This window comes from Nocardiopsis camelliae, from assembly GCF_028993595.1.
Taxonomy (GTDB): domain Bacteria; phylum Actinomycetota; class Actinomycetes; order Streptosporangiales; family Streptosporangiaceae; genus Nocardiopsis; species Nocardiopsis dassonvillei.
In genome coordinates this window covers 1,371,265-1,386,562 of record NZ_CP118614.1, presented here as the reverse complement: position 1 = coordinate 1,386,562, position 15,298 = coordinate 1,371,265, and the positions used below count along the sequence as shown (strand labels likewise).

Below are 15,298 nucleotides of genomic sequence, written 5' to 3'. Positions count from 1 at the left end.
GGCCACGCTTTTCATCCCATGGTCGGATGAATCGGACTCTCGGGGGCTTCGTGCGACGAGGGTCGTCCGCCCACGCGGACGACGGGAGGGGAAGCGGGGTGGGGACAGGGCCCCGCGGTCCCCGCGGCTCAGCGGTTGGCGTCCTCGAGGGTGCCGGTGACCGTCTCACCGATGTTGGCGGTGGTCGCGTAGCAGATGATCTCGCGATCGTTGGCCTGGTCCCAGCTCTGCTGGGTCGGGGTGAGGTAGTAGGAGTAGATCTCCGAGTCGAGGTAGTCGACACCGATGAAGTCGGTGAAGTTCTCGCCCTTGCAGACCTCGTCGGCCTCGGTCTGGACGGCCGAGTCGCCGGGGTAGGAGGCGTCGGTCAGCTGGTGGGAGTAGAAGAACTCCGAGTCGTGCTCCTGGGAGCAGTCCACCAGCGGGACCTCGCTGACCCCCTCACTGAACAGCGCGGTCTCCACCTCGGACTCGATGAAGCAGTCCCCCACCTCCAGGGAGAACACGTCGACGGTTACGGGGGAGGCGGGCTCACTGGTCTCGGTGGGCTCCTCGGGCACGGTCGGTGCCGCGGCGTCCGTGGGCTCGGGGGCGACGGTCTCCCCGCCGTCCTGGAGGGCGGGGGGCAGCAGGGGAAGCGAACCGCAGGCCGTGGCCGCCAGGGTGGCGCCGACGGCCAGGGTTCCCAGGACGACACGGCCGAACAGGGGACGGCGCGTTTCGGACAGCATGGGGACTCCACTGGATCGTTCGGTACTGATGCCGACGGGGGACGGAATCGGCGACACCTGTACAGATGCCCGGGACCCGGAGAAGGTTTCGTCCCGGGTCCGGATGGATCAGGTTCTGTTGCGCTCTGGGCACCGCGTGCCGCGGACTGGCGCAGGTGGGTGGGGGAGGAAGGGGAGGCCGCTCGTGCGGCCGGGGAGGCGGAGGCGGGACAGGGCCTGCGCCGTCCGGGGGAGGCTCAGCGGTTGGCGCCGGCGAGGGTGCCGGTGACCATCTCACCGAAGGTGTTCACGTAGCAGATGATCTCGCGGTCGTTGTACGAGTCCCAGGTCTGCTGGCTGGGGTGGAGGTAGCCGACGTAGAGCTCCGACTCGGTGGCGGGAACGCCGACGAAGTCGGTGAAGTTCTCACCGAGGCAGACCTCCTCGGCCTGGGCCATGGTCGCCTCGTCGCCGGGGTACTCGGCGTCGGTCATCTCGTAGGAGAAGAAGAACTCCGAGTCGTGCTCCTCGGCGCAGTCCACCAGCGGGACGTTGCTGACGTCCTCGCTGGCGAGCGCGGTGTTCATCTCCTCCTCAACGAAGCAGTCACCGACGTTGAGCTCCATCACGTTGCCGGCACCCATGAAGGACATGAGGGCACCGCAGCCGCTGAGGGCGAACACGCTGCCCGCGGCGAGCGCCGAGACACCCACGGTACGCAGGAGGGGGGAGAAATTCGACATGGGGATACTCCGAAAGTTATGCATGGGGTTCGCCGGCCTGAAAGAGGCGGCGAGAAGGTAACAATTCACTACCTGGGGGTTTATGTCAAACTTATTTGCGAAAACGACGGAATGGCAGCGGATCGTCACGGTGCGCCTCCACGGCCCCTCCCTCGCTTCACCCCTGTGGGATGCCGCAAACGCGAAGCAGCACATCACAGACCTATGACGTTTTCCGGAGCCACGTCCTCGTCCGAGCGGCCGCGGAGGGCGGCCCGCGCACGCGGGTTCCGGGAGCGGGTTCCGGAAAGGGCGGCGGAGGGCTTCCGGCGGAGCGCGGGGAGTGATCGCTTCGGGGGCGGGCGAACGGCGTGAGAGCGCGACGGGGTGTTACCGCACGGTGTTCCCGTACAGGGCGCCCCCACGGAAAAAGCGAGGGCCCCGGCCGTTTCCGGCCGGGGCCCTCGCCTCGGGTGCGTCATCAGGGACTCGAACCCCGGACCCGCTGATTAAGAGTCAGCTGCTCTGACCAACTGAGCTAATGACGCCTGTTGTTCACCGCCCTGCCTCGCGGCCGCGGCGACATGGACAACTCTACCCGACCGATGGAGCGCCCCGCGCCGCGAACCGCACGATGTGGGGCACAACACCGGGGCGGCCGCCTTCCCGGCGGCGGCGCGGGCGGGCAACACGAAGGCCCCGGGCGGAAGGCTTTGCCTTCGACCCGGGGCCGTTGTCTGTGCGCCATCAGGGACTCGAACCCCGGACCCGCTGATTAAGAGTCAGCTGCTCTGACCAACTGAGCTAATGGCGCCTGTCATGCCATGGTACCGGCCCTGCGGGCCTCCCTGGCGACGTCGTTAACTCTAGCAGGACCGCAGGAGGGCCGCGAACCGGTTGCGGACCGGCGGGAGTGGCGGTCCTCCCCTCGGTCCCCTGCCTCGGAGCGCCTAGGCGAAGGCCAGGAACAGCGCGACGATCACGGCGATGAGCAGGACCGCGCCGACGACGGCCAGCACGATCGGCATGACCGGGCGGCGCGCGGGCTCCTCGGTGCTCGGGTTCTCGTCGACGAAGCGGCGGAAGTGCTGCGTGGTTCCCGCCGGGTCCATGTTGGGATCGTTGTTCTGTGTCATGGGGTTGACCCTAGCGACTCATGGGAGTGGTGAGGACCCCCGTGGGTATATCTAATCCTTTTCGCGACGCGCTCTTGGTCCTCTCCCGCCGCGCACCTGCGGCGACCGCGCAGGGCGACGCGGCGCGTACTCCGCGTCCCCCGTTGGCGGTCACTTCTCACCCGGGTGAAAGCCGAACGTAAGATCGCCGGTCGACACTGGTCTCGGGAGGGCGGGGCTCGGCCGGTACTTCCCCGCGGCCGTGTCGCCCCTCCCGGGGCCCGGCACGCAGCACGGCGGCCATCCGGGCCGTGGGCGTGCTCCCGCGTGCCGGGTCCGCCCCCTCCAGAAGGCGCACCAGCTCCGCGGCGGACCGGCCCGGGCGGGTGTCGTCGAGCCAGACCGCCGCCATGCGCAGCGGCAGGGGCAGGTGTCCCAGGACGTGGGCGAGGCGGCGCAGCACCGATTCGGCGCACCGGTCCCGCCCCTCCCGCGGGCGCAGCAGGTCCACCGCCGCGTCCGGGGGGAGCGGCCCCACTGGCAGGGCGCGCAGGCCGTCGCGCACCAGCAGGTCGGTCAGCCAGTAGCGGCTGGTGACGAGCGCCGCGCATCCGGTGCCGCCGGGGAGCAGGGGGCGCACCTGGCGTGCGGAGGCCGCGTTGTCCAGGACCAGCAGGACCCGCCGGTGCGCCAGCAGTGTGCGGACCCGAGCGGCGGCCTCGTCGGCGTCCATGGCCTCGGTGCCGCGGGTGCCGGTGGACAGGGAGCGCACCAGGCGGCGCAGCACCTCGGCCGGGTCGCGCGGGCTGCCGTCGCCGCCGCGGAGGTCGACGTAGAGCTGCCCGTCGGGGAAGTGCGGTGCGGCCGCGCGGGCCCAGCTCAGGGCGAGGGCGCTGGCTCCCGCGCCCGCGGGTCCGCGCACCAGCGCGCTGCCGGGAGCGGTGCTGGAGGGGTCCACCAGCCGGTCCAGTTCGGCCAGGGCCTCGTCGCGCCCCAGCAGCACGGAGGGCGCGGCGGGCAGTTCGGCCGGGGCGAGGGCGGCCGAGACCGGGGCGGGCGCGTGGACCGGACCTTCGCCGCGGCCGTCGCGTTCCTCCGCCCCCGCAGGGGCGCCCGGCTCACCGCCGGGTCCGGTGGCCGGACCGGATTCGCAACGGGGTACGGCGGCCGGTTCGGTGTCCGGTCCGGGGCGGGCCCCGGCCGTGGGAGCGGAGGGCCGGGCCCCGGCGCCCTGCTCAACGGAGGCGCGCTGGTGCGGGACACTGGTGCCCGGGGCGCGGTCGAGGTCGCCGCGCAGGATTCCTTGGAAGGTCTCCTGGAGTTCGCGGCCCGGGTCCGTGCCCAGGTGCTCGGCCAGCGCGTCGCGGGTGCGGGCGTACACGCGCAGGGCCTCGCTGGGGCGCCCGCAGCGGTAGAGGGCGGTCATCTGGACCCGGATGAGGGGCTCGCGCTCGGGGTGGTCGGTGGCGATGGGGCCGATCTGGTCGGCCACCCGCTCGTGGTCGCCCCGGGCCAGGGCGGCGCCGAACCCCTCCTCGGCGGTCCGCAGGAGTTCCTCGTTAAGGGGCGGGACGTCGCGCTCGTGCAGGACGGGGCTGACGATGTCGGCCAGGACGGGGCCCCGCCACAGGCCCAGGGCGCTGATGAGCAGGTCGGCGCGGTCGGAGGGTTCGGCGCCCCCGTCGGCGCGGCGGACCAGGGAGCGAAAGCGCAGCAGGTCGCACTGGTCCTCGGTGAGGTCGACCCGGTAGCCGCCGTCGCCGCCCCCGATGAGCGGGGTGCCGCAGTGCTGGTCCAGGACGGCGCGCACGCGGGTCACGTGGACCTGGAGGGCGCTGCGCGCGGACGGGGAGGCCGGGCTCCCCCAGACACGTTCGATGAGGTGCGCGGTGGGGACGGTGCGCCCGGTGTTGAGCAGGAGCGTGGCCAGCAGGGCGCGGCGCTTGTCCCCGCGCAGGCGCAGCGGGGCCCCGTCCATCTCGACGCCGAACTGCCCGAGCAGTCCGACGCGTAGCCCGCCGGCGGTGTGCGCGGACACGCCCTGCCGGGCCTGCCCGGCCGTGTCGTGCCACCGCCTCGCCGGGTCGCTCAGCGACACAGCACCCTCCCCCTCGCGGAGCGCGCGTGCGAGCGGGTGAACCCCGGCGCCCCCTGGTTCCAGGGTGCCGCCTGAGCTGGGATATCGCAATCACGCACCCCCCACTTGCCGCTGCGGCCGTCCCTTGGAATCCTGGATTCTCCCGCTTTTTCCCATCTCCTCGTTGACTCTTCACCACGACCGAAAGAAACTTTCCTCCATGGCGGAAATTCCGAAGCCTGCGGGCGGACGGGCGGAGACCGGACACGTCTCCGCGCCTCCCGTCCCCACGACGGTCCTGCGCATCCGGTCGCTCCTGCCCTCCCTGGCACCCGCGGAGCGGCGGGTCGCGCAGCACGTCGTCGACGACCCCGAGCGGGCCGCCGCCTCCTCCATCACCCAGCTCGCCAAGGTCTGCGCCACGTCCGAGGCCACCGTGATCCGGTTCTGCCGCACCATCGACTTCAGCGGCTACCGGGAACTGCGCCTCGCCCTGGCCACCGAGGCCGGTCAGGCGCGTGGCGCCCGCGGGGCGGCCCCGGAGCTGTCCAGCGACATCAACCCCGACGACACCCTCGTCACGGTGGTGCAGAAGATCGCCTACACCGACGCGCGCGCGGTGGAGGAGACCGGCGCCGCCCTGGACGTGGAGGTGCTGCGCACGGTCATCGACACGATGGCGGGCGCGCGGCGCATCGACGTGTACGGGGTGGGCGCGAGCGCGTTCGTCGGCGCCGACCTCCAGCAGAAGCTGCACCGGATCGGGCTCACCTCGTTCGCGTGGTCGGACGCGCACGTGATGCTCACCAGCGCGGCCCTGCTGGACGAGCGCGACGTGGCGATCGGCATCTCCCACAGCGGGACGACCATAGACACGGTGCAGGCGCTCACGGAGGCGGGGCGGCGCGGCGCCCGGACCGTGGCCGTCACCAACTTCCCCCGCTCGCCGATCGGGTTCGCCGACCACGTGCTGACCACCGCGGCCCGCGAGACCACGTTCCGCTCGGGGGCCACCGCGAGCAGGCTCGCGCAGCTGACCGTGGTGGACTGCCTGTTCGTGGGTCTGGCGCAGAGCCGCTACACCGACAGCCGCACCGCGCTGGAGACGACCTTCGAGGCGGTGCGGGGGCTGCGGATCAACGACGACCGCAGGCGCCGCAGGGGCGAGGCCCCCGGCGGCGGGAGCACGGACGACAACCACGGCTGACCGTACGCGTCCCGCTCCCGCCGCCCGGCTCCGACCGGCGGCGGAGGCGGGACGGTCGAACGAGGGAAAGGAACGGCACCGGTGCGGACCGAACAGGAGAGCGCTGTGCACGACGACGGGCGCGGAACCCGGCCGGAAGGCGGGGACGCCCCTCGGGAGGCCGGCGCCCCGCTGCCCTCCGACGGGAACGGGGGCGGTGCGGCCGTGATCGTGCGCGCGCCGACGGAGTCCCGCAACTCCGGTACCCACGACATCGACCTGCTCCCGGCGCTGGACGTGCTGCGACAGATCAACGCCGAGGACGTCACGGTCCCCGGCGCGGTGGGCGCGGTCCTGCCGGAACTGGCGCGGGCCGTGGAGCTGGGGGTGGCCGCCCTGGAGAGCGGGGCGGCCATCCACTACTTCGGCGCGGGCACCTCGGGGCGGATCGCCGCCCAGGACGCGGCCGAGCTGCCGCCGACCTACGGCGTGCCCGCCTCGTGGGTGGTGGCACACCACGCGGGCGGCGGGGAGGCCCTGGCGCGGGCCGTGGAGGGGATCGAGGACGACTGGGAGTCGGGCCGGACCGACGCCGCCGCGATCACGCCGGGATCGCTGGCCGTGGGCCTGGCCGCCAGCGGGCGCACCCCCTACGTGGGCGGGGCGCTGGAGGCGGCCCGGGAGCGCTCGGCCGCGACGGTGCTGATCAGCGCGAACCCGCAGGCGCCGTTGGCGCGGGAGGCGGACGTGCACGTGGGCATGGCCACCGGCGCGGAGGTGATCGCCGGGTCCACCCGGATGAAGGCGGGCACGGCGCAGAAGCTGGCGCTGAACGCGTTCTCCACCGCGGTGATGGTGCGGATGGGGCGGACGTACTCGAACCTGATGGTGGGGGTGGACGCCACCAACGGCAAGCTGCGCGGCCGAGTGGTGACCATCCTGACGCAGGCCACCGGGCTGGACGAGCGGGTGTGCGCGCGGGCGCTGAACGCGGCGGAGGGCGACACCCGCGTCGCGCTGGTGTCGCTGCTGGCCGACGTGGACGCGGACGCGGCGGCCCGGGCCCTGGGTGAGGCGCGGGGCCGGGTCCGCGTCGCGCTGGCCGGGCTGGGCCTGCCGGGCCAGACCGCCCCGGAGTAGGCGGCGGGGCGGTCGGGACGGCCGCTGTCCCGCGCGGGTTGAGGCCCCGCGCGGGGTGGGCCCGCGCGGGTTGTCCACAGGCCGAAGGTTCCTCTGGCGGTGTCCGTCCCGTCCGGCCTACGTTGGATACGGGGGGTCCCCGGCCTCCCCCGCTTCGCGCTGCCCGCGCACCGGAGGTCGCGCCCGTCCGGGCCGGGATCCGCGCGGACTTGACCACGCGCGGGTCTTCCACAGGCCGAAAGCCCCTCTGGCCCGGGGCCGGGCGGGTCTTCCACAGGCCGAAAGTCCCTCTGGCCCGGGGCCGGGCGGGCGGCGTAGGCTCGGTTCCGGGAGCGCCGCGCGCCGCCGTGGGAGGGGCTGGTCCCCCCGTATCCGAGTCTCCCCCTCCGCCGCCCGCCCCGCCAGCCCCGGTCCGCGGCTGTGGACGGCCCCGCCCGGCTCAGCCTCGTTCGACGGCGGTGCCGATCAGACCGATCGGCGGGGAGCCCAGGTCCAGCAGGGCCCGGTGGAAGCGCTCCAGGGTGAACCCGTCGCCCCAGCGCTCGCGCGCCCGCTCCCTCAGCCGCAGGATCTCCAGCTTGCCCCAGGTGTAGCGGCCGTAGGTGGGGTCGAAGGTGGCGCGGCGCGCCTCGGCCAGGGCCGCGGGCCCCTGGAGCGGCGTGTCCCGGGCGAAGCGGGCGGCCGCCTCCTCCACGGACATGGTGCCGCTGTGCATGCCGATCGCCACGGACAGGCGGGTGACGCGGATGAGCGCCTCCACCCACACCCCGGTCTCGTAGTGGTCCGCGGTCCAGGCGGGGTCGCCCAGGCGTTCGGCGGCGTAGGCGCCGAAGCCCTCGTCCACGCACACCTCCTCCACGTAGTGCGCCCAGCCCTCGGCGAAGGTCATCGAGTGCAGGGCGCGGCGCACCGGCCCGGGCGCCTGACGCAGCGCACGGCCGTGGGAGAAGTGGCCGGGAGCCACCTCGTGCACGCTGACGGCTGGCAGGGTGGTGTGGCTGAACATCTCCAGCCACTCGTCGGCCTCCTCCGCGGTCCAGGAGGCGTCGGGCGGGGTGATGAAGTAGAAGGAGGGCGTGTCGGCCTCCCACGGGCCCGACCACGCCATCATCGCGGTGGCCCAGCGCTGGGAGGGCGGGGAGACGTCCACGCGGCACTCGCCGTCGTTGTGGGGCGCCAGGCCGCGTTCGGCGGTGAACGCCACCGCCAGCTCCGTCCAGCGGCGTGCGGCGTCCAGCACTCCGTCGGTGTCGGGGTGCTGGCGGGTGAGCTCGCGGACGAACTCCATCGTGTCGCGGCCGGGTGCGAGGCGCCCGACTGCCTCGGCCAGGCGCCCGCGCAGGCGGTCGCGTTCGGCGTCGGCGCGGGCGGCCAGGTCCGCGAGGTCGACCTCGACGGCCTCACCGCTGCCCATGAGGCGGGCGAGCGGCTCGGCGCCGAGCCCGGCGCTTCGGGGGCCCTCCCGCACCGCCTCCTCGACGTGGGCGAGCAGGCGCGCGTGCGCGGCCAGGGCCGCGTCGCGCACGTCGGCGGGCACGTCGTCGGGGAGGCCGTCGGCCACCCCCCGGACGGCGCCGAGGAGGGACTCCGCGAGGGGGGCGGGCAGGCGGTCCAGGGCCGCGATCGCGTTGTCGACCACGCGCGGCCACTCGGCCAGGTGGGCGATGCGGGCGGCGTCGCGCTCGGCCCGGGGCGCGTACGCGCGGTCGTAGCCCGACAGGTCGAGTTCGTTGACGTGGTAAAGGGGGTTGGCGCGGTGCAGCTGGAGTTCGCCCAGCTCGTAGCGCAGGGCGTTCTCGAAGGCGGCCAGGTGGGCCTCGTCGTGCGCGTCTTCGAGGGGTTCGCCGCCGAGTCCGGCCAGGGCCTCCCGGACCCCTTCGGGCGACAGGTCGGCGACCTTGCCGTCGTACTCGTGCATGCCGGAGCCTTCGCGCATGTTCATCGGCCTGAGGTCGGCCAGGCGCCGGAGCCGCGCGGGCAGGTCTTCGTGCTGTGGCTGGAAGGACATGCGGCGACTCTAGCCCCGGAGGGGGCCGTGCGGACAGACGGTTCGCGGGCCCGAACCGGACCGGTCGAGTCCGCTGTGCCGTACCGGAACTTGCGCCGCGCCGGAACTCCGGAGCGGGGCCGGGCGTCTTCCCAAGCGTGACGATCCCAGATCCCGCCACGCCCCAGATTCCCCCGTCCGACGACGACACCGGTGTTCTCCGCGACCGACCCTCCCCAGCTTCCGGCGGCTCCGGTGCCGACACCGCCGACGTCGTATCCGGCGCCGAGAGCGCCGGGGCCTCCGCTGGTCGCGGCGGCCGCCGCGGACGCCGGCCGTGGCTGGGGCGCCTCGCCGTGCTGGCCGTGTTCGCTATGGTGGCGGGCTGCGTGCCGTTCCTGTGGGTGCTCTCCTCCACCTCCGACCACCGCCACACCGCCTCCGCCGTGCCGGAACGCCCGGTGGCGCTGGTGCTGGGCGCCGGTGTGCGCCCCGACGGGCGGCCCAGCCTGCTGCTGGCCCGGCGCCTGGACACCGCCGCCGACCTCTACTTCGCCGGGAGGGTCGACGTCGTCCTGGTGACCGGTGACAACAGCGTCGAGCACTACAACGAGACCGACACCATGCGCGCCTACCTGGTGGACGCCGGTGTCCCGGGAGAGCACATCGTGGGCGACTACGCCGGGTTCTCCACCTGGGACTCGTGCGTGCGGGCCCACGAGGTGTTCGGGGTGCGGGAGGCCACCGTGGTCACCCAGGACTTCCACCTGCCCCGCGCCGTGCGGCTGTGCCGTTCGGCGGGCATCGACGCGGTGGGCGTGGCCGACTCCAGCCTGGAGGAGCGCACCTTCGCCACCGTGTACGGATGGTTCCGGGAGGTCCCGGCTGCGGTGGCGGCGCTGGGCTCGGTGGTGCTGCGGCCCGACCCGACGTTCCTGGGCGAGTACGAGACCGGAGTGGACGAGGCCCTGGCGCTGGAGCGCGAACCGGGGGCGGCGGGCGGCTGAGACCGCCCGGCCCCGGAGCCGTACACGGCGGCCCGGGGCCGCGGCGGGCGATCGCGACCCGGTCGGTCCACCGGCGCCGGGAGTTACGCCGCGCCGGTGGACCGGGCGCGCCCTACCGTCCTCCGCCGAAGAGGCGCCCCAGCAGCCCGCCGGGCTGGGGGGCGGCGGGCTGCTGCGGCTGCGGGGCCGCGGCCTGCTCCGGCTCCGGTTCGGGTTCCACACCCACGAGCGCGCAGAAGTCCTCGGCGTCGTCCGGCAGCGCCCAGGCGCTCAGGGTCCGCGTGAACTCCTCGTCCTCCCAGGCGGAGGCGGGCAGTTCGGCGATCGTCCAGAGGACCTTGAGGGTCTCCTCGTCGTAGTCGGCCTCGGCGTGCTCCTCGGCGGTGCGGTCCTTGCTGCGGGGGCCGAGCACCAGTTCCAGGCCGACGCCCGTCACGAGGGCACGCGAGTCCTCCTCGCCCTTGATCAGGCCGGGCAGGATGTCCAGGCGCAGGCGGCGGGCGCGGTCGCCCGCGCGGCCCAGCGCCAGGAAGCCCAGGACCTGCGGGGAGTGCCCGCCGCAGTGCGGCCAGGACTCGTTGAACAGGCCCTGGTAGCCCATGGAGGCGCCGCCGCCGCGGCCGATGCGGCGCAGCGCCTCGCGCGGGGTGTTCTCGCCGTGGATGAGCAGCATCGCCACCGATGCGGCGAAGGAGTTGTACAGGTTCCCGCCCGCCATCTGGTGGGTGAGTCCGAGCGTGAGGTCGATGTCGGTCGGGCTGGCCAGCAGGCCGAGGGCGAACAGTTCCGCGGGGAGCGGGTCGCCGCCGCTGTCCAGCGTGTTCATCACGTCGCGCAGGCTCGTGGGCGCCTGCGGGGCGGGGCGCAGGTCCTTGGCGAGCAGGACCTGGGAGGCTCCGGTGACCTCGGCGGTGATGCGCTCGGCGTCGTCGGGCAGGAAGGCCAGGAGGTAGCTCACCCACTCCCCCGCGCGGTCCATGCCGCCGCGGTTGGCGCCGCCGTGGAGCAGGGAGACCAGGTCGGGGACGCGGGCGCGGACGGCCTCGTAGGTGTCCAGCTCGGCCCGGAGGATCGCGGCGCCGTCGGGCTGCTCCATCACGGCGAGCCGGTTGCGCATGCGGTGGTGGTGCTGCTCGTCCGGGGCCTCCTCGGCCCAGTCGCGGTACTGCTGGCGGACCTTCTCGGCGTCGTTGGAGGCAGCCCAGGCCACCTCGTCGCGCCACTGGTCCAGGTCGAGGGCCTCGGGGAAGCGGTCCTCGGCGTGCCCGGCCACCAGCTCCAGGAGCAGGCTCAGGGGACGCCATCGGTCGGTGGCCGGGGTGGACTCGGCGCAGGCGAGGTCGACCAGGAAGTCGACCGCCCTGGGTGCGGCGAGGTGTCCGGGCGCGGGGAAGTGGATGATGTCGTGGAGTTCGGAGAGCGCGCTGTCGCTCCCGGCGAGCTGGCCGAGGAGCTCGGGGATGCGAGCGCCGCCCTCGGGGGCCAGGGTCGCCCAGTCCACGTTCTCCGCGCCGTCGTGTGGGTCGGTGGTCGCGTTCATGGTGCCGATTATCCCGCCTGAGCCGGTACGCGCGAATCCACCTGTGGACGAGCGGGGCGGTGCGGCGGCGCCGAAGCCCGGGGCCGGGGGCGGGCAGCACGAGGCGGAGGAGCCCGGGGACCCCCTGTCACCACGTTAGGTCCGCGCCGCGTGGCGGCGCCAGAGGCGGTTCGCGCCTGTGGACGCCCGGGCGGCGCGACGGTCGGCGCGTCTGGCCGGGTCGCGTTACAGCTCGCTCCGGGCGGGCGCCGGGCGCAGCACGGCGTCGCGCAGGGCCTTGACCGCGGCGGCCACCTCACGGGCGTAGCCGATCACGGTGGAGCGGCGGCGGGCGCCCATGCTGGAGTCGCCCACCCCGACGGCGTCGATCCCCGCGGCCCGGGCGAGGGCGACCGTGCGGGGCAGGTGGAAGGCCTGGGTGACCATGGTCGCCTCACGGACCCCGAAGAGGTCGCGCACCCGCACGCAGGTGTCCCAGGTGCGGTAGCCGTGGCGGTCGGCGTCGATCCGGTCGGCGGGCACGCCCTGTCCGACCAGGTACGCGGTCATGGTGTCGGTCTCGCGGCGCGACACCTCGCGGTTGTCTCCGGAGACGATGATCCGCTCCACCCGGCCGTTCTCGTACAGGCGCACGGCCAGGTCCAGGCGGCGGGCGAGCAGCGGCGAGGGTCCGTCGTTCCAGGCGGCGGCTCCCAGGACCACGGCCACGGGCCGGTGCGGGACGGTGTCGACCTCCCCGCGGCGTCCGGCGCTGCCCAGGAAGGTCCAGGCGTAGGGGCCCAGTGCCAGGGCGCACGCGCCCGCTCCGACCGCCGCGATCCACAAGCCCACCCTGCCGCCCTTTCCCGTCGTCCGGCGCGCGTCCGCCACCCGTCCGCGCGGTGCCGCGGCCCGCCCGGGCGCTCCCGGGGCGGTGGCCGCCTCCGCCCCGCGCGTGCGCGGGGGCGCGCGTCGCACCCATCATGGCGCACCGGCGGAGTGCGGGTATCCGGACGAAGGCGTACGGACCCGCGCGACACGCGTGAAACCGGGACGCGTCGGAACGTCCGTGCCGGGCCCGCCTCCCCCGGGAGGACCGGAACCGGCTCCGCACGGAACCGCCCGCGGCCGGGGCCGGACTCCCGTTCGCGGAGGCCTGCCGCGGCCGCGCGAGAACCCTGTCTCAGCTCCCCAGACCCGCCAGAGCGCCCCAGGAGAAGGGCCGCTTGTACCGGATCGTCAGGGAGCCGCCCTGGCAGGAACCGGTGATGACGAAGTGCGGTGCGGACGCGCGGCGGAGGGAGTCGACGCTGTTGCGCAGCGTGCCGAACCAGGAGGCGTCCGCCTCCACGTCGGCGGTGGCGCCCTCGGGCAGGATCACGTCGCCCGAACCCCAGGAGGCGTCGACGTGGACCTCGACGACGGAGGTGGCCAGGGAGGCCTCGCGGAAGTCGAGCCGGGTGGAGCCGTACTTGTTGTACACCTCGACGCGGTGCGGCACCTTCCACACGCCCTTGCGGACGACGGTGCTGCTCTGGGAGCGGATGACGAGGGCGTCGCCTCCGTCGCGGCGCTCCGGGAGGAGGCCCTCCACCGGCCGCGCGACGGTGCCCGGCAGCGTCTCGGCGCCCGTCGGCAGGTCGGCGGTGACCGGTTCCAGGTCGGCGTAGGTCTTGGCCGCGTAGACGGCGTTGAGCCGTTCGTCGAGTTCGTCGAGGGTGATGCGCCCCTGCGCCGCCGCCTCCCGCAGGACCTCCGCCACTTGGTCCCTCTCCGCGTCGGAGACGCGCATCCGACTCATGTCATTGGAGGCCACTGTCGCTCGCCCGGTCCTTTCCCGCTCCTTTTGTCACCACCACGTTGACATCCTCTCCCGCTTGAAAGCGGGAGAATCCAGCTAACAGACCATATCCGCCGCTGGTGGTCTACGCTTCACAGCCCGCCTGGCGGCGAGGGCTCCACGTCCTGGCACCCACAATGTCCTGGGGCGCTTGCTGCCTGACCGCGTGCTCGATATTGCGTGCGGCGTTGGTGTCGGCGTGCGCGACATACCCGCACCCCGGTGCCTTGCACACGAACCGGTCCCGCGACTCGCGGCCGCCCTCGGTGATGACCCGGCACCGCGAGCAGCGCCGCGAGGTGTAGGGGGCGGGCACCCGCACCAGGTAACCGCCCCGGTCGGCGAGCTTGTACTCCAACAACGTGACCGTGCGTCCCCACGCCTGTCCGGCGATGGCCCGGTTCAACCCGGATTTTCGTGCCACGTTGGTGCCCGGGGCCTCCACCGTCCCCCGAGCTGAGCGGACCATCCCTGCGATGTGCAGGTCCTCCACCCCCACCACACCGAACTCCTGTGCCAAGGCGTGCGTGACCTTGTGCTGCCAGTCCAGGGCGCGGCGCTTGGCTTTCGCGCGCACCCGGGCGATCTGGTCATAGGTGCGCCGCAACCGGTGCGAAGACGGCTGTCCAGGTGTGCGCTGCCGCCGTTGACGGGCGGCTGTGCACTCCAACCGGCGCAGACGCTCGGTTTCGCCTCCAGACAGCCACGGCTCGTGCTCGCGGAACGTGCCGTCGGACAGGGCGAGCGGCTTGGCGACACCCCGGTCGATCCCCACCCCCGGGCCGACATGGGGTGCCGGTTCCTTGACCTCGGTGCGCAGGCGCAGCACCACGTGCCAGCCGTTGGCCTCCCGCACCAACCGGGCGCCGGTGATGCGGTGGGCGGCGTCGGCGTGTTTGCCCACGGGTAGATCCTTGGTCCATCGGAAGCGGACCACACCGATCTTGGGGATCCTCACGCTCCCCCACGTGCGGGTGAGGCGCTCGATGGCCAGGTCCCGCCCCTGGGGAACGTCCACGCACATCCGTGCACGCAACCGGGACTTGAAGACGGGCGGCCCGGTCCGGCCCGCCCAGCAGTTCTGCCACGCCCGGAAGTAGGCCTTCAGCACCTGCTGCGCCGCCTGCCCGGGAAGGGCAGCCAACCAGGGCAGGTCTTTGCGGGCCTGACGAATCGCGGCGTCTGCGTCGGCCAGGGACACCCGCCGGTTCTCCGAAGACATCGTCCACCACGCGTGCAGGAGGTTCCACAGGGCGCGGGCGGCGTGGCCCTGGATCTCCAACTCACGGAGTTGGTCCTTGGCGGGGTAGAGGCGGGCTTTGTGACCGCGTTCGCGCTTCATGTGTCACCCCCCTGGACTGGTCCGGGCCGACCCTAGCGCGGGGTGTGACGTTTCGTGACGGGCGATTCACCCACCGGCTGAAGCCGATGGCACTCTCGCGAAGGAGAGGTAGGGCATGGGTGGAAAGGAGCGCGGTGCGGAACCGGCGCCGCCGCGGTCCGGCCGCTCCGGCGGGCGGGAACTGGCCGCGGGCCCCTGTCCGGCGCCCGCGTCCCCTTCCACCGCAGGTTGGCGGCCCGGCGCGCTTTGGGGAGGTCGGGGACTGGGTACCGCTTCTCTAGGGTGGTTGAGGACTCTGCCGGGGTAGGACGGACCCCGGCAGAGTCCTGAACCACACGTGGTTCCTGCCTCCCCCCGGTACACGATCTCGCGTCGGCGCGCGTCTGCACAGCGCGTGTCCGCAACCGGCCACACCGTGAACCGTTCCCCCGCCGAGCGGCCCGCCGTACGGGCCCGGCACCCCTCTCCACGCCCCGCCGGTTTTCGGCCCTGCCCTCCGTGCGCGATCGGTGCACCCTCATACTCCCCGCAGACCCCACGCGGAACAGGCACTCTTCCGGTGCCCGCCCCCGCCGTCGAGAGGGTTTCGGTCAGGTACATAAATCCGGTTGCGGACACAGCATCCGAACGGAGAACCGCAGGTCACGGGAACC

The 15,298-nt window shown here is 73.5% G+C and carries 12 protein-coding genes and 2 tRNA genes; 3 read left to right on the top strand and 11 right to left on the bottom strand.

What is annotated here, in order from left to right; genetic code table 11:
• Positions 1 to 128 precede the first annotated feature (128 nt).
• From PV789_RS06375 to PV789_RS06350, 6 genes are all read right to left on the bottom strand, one after another.
• A complete protein-coding gene (locus PV789_RS06375; RefSeq protein ID WP_274976554.1) occupies positions 129 to 731 on the bottom strand; it encodes a septum formation family protein in 603 nt (200 codons plus the stop codon).
• 236 nt (positions 732 to 967) lie between these two features.
• Entirely contained in the window at positions 968 to 1,453 is a 486-nt protein-coding gene (locus tag PV789_RS06370; RefSeq protein WP_274976553.1) for a septum formation family protein, read from the bottom strand.
• A 453-nt stretch (positions 1,454 to 1,906) separates the two neighbouring features.
• Positions 1,907 to 1,980, bottom strand: a tRNA-Lys gene (locus tag PV789_RS06365).
• Positions 1,981 to 2,172: 192 nt separating this feature from the next.
• A tRNA-Lys gene (locus PV789_RS06360) sits at positions 2,173 to 2,246 on the bottom strand.
• 136 nt (positions 2,247 to 2,382) lie between these two features.
• A complete protein-coding gene (locus tag PV789_RS06355) occupies positions 2,383 to 2,568 on the bottom strand; it encodes a hypothetical protein (RefSeq protein ID WP_248773843.1) in 186 nt (61 codons plus the stop codon).
• Between the two features lie 157 nt (positions 2,569 to 2,725).
• Positions 2,726 to 4,645: an AfsR/SARP family transcriptional regulator gene (locus PV789_RS06350; RefSeq protein ID WP_274976552.1), complete on the bottom strand. Its 1,920-nt coding sequence runs from the start codon at positions 4,643 to 4,645 to the stop codon at positions 2,726 to 2,728.
• Between the two features lie 199 nt (positions 4,646 to 4,844).
• On the opposite strand from PV789_RS06350, the gene PV789_RS06345 reads away from it, so the two are divergent.
• Together PV789_RS06345 and PV789_RS06340 are read left to right on the top strand one after the other, a co-directional pair.
• Entirely contained in the window at positions 4,845 to 5,831 is a 987-nt protein-coding gene (locus PV789_RS06345; protein WP_274976551.1) for a MurR/RpiR family transcriptional regulator, read from the top strand.
• 81 nt (positions 5,832 to 5,912) lie between these two features.
• Positions 5,913 to 6,950 carry an N-acetylmuramic acid 6-phosphate etherase gene (locus tag PV789_RS06340; RefSeq protein ID WP_498048908.1) on the top strand — a complete coding sequence of 346 codons (1,038 nt, stop codon included), beginning with the start codon at positions 5,913 to 5,915 and terminating at the stop codon, positions 6,948 to 6,950.
• Positions 6,951 to 7,389: 439 nt separating this feature from the next.
• Here the strand turns inward: PV789_RS06340 and PV789_RS06335 are convergent, their stop codons facing one another.
• Positions 7,390 to 8,958 carry a DUF885 family protein gene (locus PV789_RS06335; protein WP_274976550.1) on the bottom strand — a complete coding sequence of 523 codons (1,569 nt, stop codon included), beginning with the start codon at positions 8,956 to 8,958 and terminating at the stop codon, positions 7,390 to 7,392.
• 137 nt (positions 8,959 to 9,095) lie between these two features.
• Here PV789_RS06335 and PV789_RS06330 point away from each other — a divergent pair, with 137 nt between their 5' ends.
• Entirely contained in the window at positions 9,096 to 9,944 is an 849-nt protein-coding gene (locus tag PV789_RS06330; protein WP_274976549.1) for a SanA/YdcF family protein, read from the top strand.
• 112 nt (positions 9,945 to 10,056) lie between these two features.
• Here PV789_RS06330 and PV789_RS06325 read toward each other — a convergent pair whose 3' ends face one another.
• From PV789_RS06325 to PV789_RS06310, 4 genes are all read right to left on the bottom strand, one after another.
• Positions 10,057 to 11,484, bottom strand: a complete 1,428-nt coding sequence (locus PV789_RS06325) for a hypothetical protein (RefSeq protein WP_274976548.1) — start codon at positions 11,482 to 11,484, stop codon at positions 10,057 to 10,059.
• 225 nt (positions 11,485 to 11,709) lie between these two features.
• Complete coding sequence (locus tag PV789_RS06320; protein ID WP_274976547.1) at positions 11,710 to 12,315, bottom strand: SanA/YdcF family protein; 606 nt, start codon at positions 12,313 to 12,315, stop codon at positions 11,710 to 11,712.
• A gap of 331 nt (positions 12,316 to 12,646) precedes the next feature.
• Positions 12,647 to 13,264, bottom strand: a complete 618-nt coding sequence (locus tag PV789_RS06315) for a DUF1707 SHOCT-like domain-containing protein (RefSeq protein WP_475467651.1) — start codon at positions 13,262 to 13,264, stop codon at positions 12,647 to 12,649.
• A gap of 124 nt (positions 13,265 to 13,388) precedes the next feature.
• Positions 13,389 to 14,645, bottom strand: a complete 1,257-nt coding sequence (locus PV789_RS06310) for an RNA-guided endonuclease InsQ/TnpB family protein (protein WP_274976546.1) — start codon at positions 14,643 to 14,645, stop codon at positions 13,389 to 13,391.
• Positions 14,646 to 15,298: the final 653 nt, after the last annotated feature.